This is a genomic window from Pseudarthrobacter phenanthrenivorans (assembly GCF_036455295.1).
Taxonomy (GTDB): Bacteria; Actinomycetota; Actinomycetes; order Actinomycetales; family Micrococcaceae; genus Arthrobacter; species Arthrobacter phenanthrenivorans_C.
Genome location: NZ_JAYXNX010000038.1, coordinates 1 through 1,437 on the forward strand (window position 1 = coordinate 1; position 1,437 = coordinate 1,437).

Genomic DNA, 1,437 nt, shown 5'->3' on the forward strand with positions numbered 1-1,437 from the left:
CCGGGTGTTGGTGGATCCGAGGGATGGGGCGCCGTTGGAGATCGGGCGGACGCGTTACCGGGTGAGCGGGGCGATGCGGGCCTGGCTGCGGTTGCGGGACGGCAAGTGTCCTTTCCCGGGGTGCAGCAACAACTCCCTGGACAACGACGCCGACCACATCCTCGCCTGGGCCAACGGCGGGACTACTGGGATCAGCAACTTGGGGCAGCCCTGCCCGAAACACCACAAACTCCGCCACACCACCGGCTGGAAACCCAGCCGGGCCAGCAAGGACGAACCACCCGGCTGGACCTCACCCACCGGCCGGCATTACCAAAGTGAACACCAGGACTGGGAACCACCCCACTGGCCGGACCGACAGTGGCCGGACCGACTGTGGCCGGACCGACTGTGGCGGGATGGAAGGTGGCCGGGCAGCATCGACGTCGTTCATCACCGCGGGTCCCCCTGGGAGGATGCCCTGGAACGGTTTCTCCGCGCCCACGCCTGACCGCTATCGGGGCTAGCTGAGCAGGCCCAGCTGGTCTGGCGTATCCACGTCCTCGCCGGTGGACTGGTCGCTGCAGTNTCTCCGCGCCCACGCCTGACCGCTATCGGGGCTAGCTGAGCAGGCCCAGCTGGTCTGGCGTATCCACGTCCTCGCCGGTGGACTGGTCGCTGCAGTCCACCTCATCCACAAGGTCCGGATGGCTCCGCAGGAAGCCGCGCGCCCCGGCGTCACCCGTCACCGTTGCACTCACGGCTCCGCGCAGGGAAGCGTCGATGAGCAGCGGGTGCCCTCGGACGAGCGCCGCCTCACCGCCGTCGTTGGAATCACGACGGCGGTACGCGGCGGCGGTGATGCGTCCGGGGCGGTGCCGGGCCAGCAGCCGCGCGACTGTTTCACGGGTCAGGCCAGGCTGGTCCACCAAGGCGATCAGGAGGTGGTCTGCCGGATCCGCGGCGCGGTTCCCGAGCAGGAAGGAACTGCCCATTCCTGATTCCCAGTCCGGGTTAGTCACCAGCCGGCAGCCGTCCAGCTTGGCGGCAGTTTCAACCTGGGCGGCACCGGCGCCGAGGACCACCACCGTTTCGCGGCAGCCGCCGCCGAGCAGTGCCTTGGTGATGGCTTCCACGAGCGGCCGTCCGCGGAATGGAAGCAGAGCCTTCGGCCCCAAACCCAGCCTGGTACCGGCGCCCGCGGCCAGCACCACCCCGGTGGTCCTGGTTCCCGCGGAGCCTGTCCCGTAACTGTCGCCCATAGCTGCACCCTATGGGATTGAAGGTCAGGCGTCCCCGCCTGCCCCGCCGGTGGTGCCGGCGTTGACATCCAGGAGCTTGTACCGGTCCATGGCGTACAAGGGGGCGCCTGCTTCCACTTCGCCCCTCGCGGCCAGCATCTGCAGCACTTTCACCACGATGGAGTGGGTGTCGTTTTTGAAGTAGCGGCGGGCTGCT

General features: G+C 68.5%; 1 protein-coding gene and 1 pseudogene. One reads left to right on the forward strand and one right to left on the reverse strand.

Annotated features, from left to right (window positions below; genetic code table 11):
• A pseudogene (locus VXJ37_RS21000) lies at positions 1-490 on the forward strand (HNH endonuclease signature motif containing protein); the annotation flags it as partial.
• 109 nt (positions 491-599) lie between these two features.
• On the opposite strand, the gene nboR reads toward VXJ37_RS21000, so the two are convergent.
• Positions 600-1,241, reverse strand: a complete 642-nt coding sequence (gene nboR / locus VXJ37_RS21005; RefSeq protein WP_331324929.1) for a nicotine blue oxidoreductase — start codon at positions 1,239-1,241, stop codon at positions 600-602.
• Between the last annotated feature and the right edge of the window lie 196 nt (positions 1,242-1,437).

Excerpts from the sequence above, each read along its gene's own strand:
- nboR (WP_331324929.1), bottom strand. The coding sequence starts at position 1,241 with ATGGGCGACAGTTACGGGACAGGCTCCGCGGGAACCAGGACCACCGGG.